Genomic DNA, 517 nt, shown 5'->3' on the forward strand with positions numbered 1-517 from the left:
CGCCGGGGCAGGTCACCCACGTGTTACTCACCCGAATGCCGCTCGGAGGGCTCAGCTTGCGCCTACCCCCTCCCCGCTCGACTTGCATGTGTTAGGCACGCCGCCAGCGTTCACCCTGAGCCAGGATCAAACTCTCCGTCGGCTCTTATATCCCCAGGAGGTTGACCTCCCGGGGTGTAAGGTCCGACCGCAAGACTTCTGCCAGACGCCCCCGGACTTCCTGCCACAATTCAGTTAAGGTGCGGAAGACAACATAAACCGCTATAGGGATCAGCCCCTATAACGGTGGAGCGGGCCTGCTTCGATGTTCATCGGCCGTGCGCCCCGCCACCGATCGCTTGTCCAGGATCTAAACGCACCTTATTTTATAACACAACCCCGGGCGTTTGTCAAGATGCCTCCTGGGGGACGGGCACCATCCCGTCGACCCCAAGCCCGCTGCACTTTTAATATACCGGATTCCCCGCCTGCTGTCAACACCAGGCCAGAACCCCGGGCGGGCCTTCCGATCATCGGC

Annotated in this window: 1 rRNA gene; it reads right to left on the reverse strand. The window is 61.1% G+C overall.

The annotated features are described in order from the left end of the window. Positions 1 to 142: ribosomal RNA gene (locus NZ875_09680) — 16S ribosomal RNA — on the reverse strand; the annotation flags it as partial. Between the last annotated feature and the right edge of the window lie 375 nt (positions 143 to 517).

This window comes from Pseudothermotoga sp., from assembly GCA_025060105.1.
GTDB lineage: Bacteria > Thermotogota > Thermotogae > Thermotogales > DSM-5069 > Pseudothermotoga_A.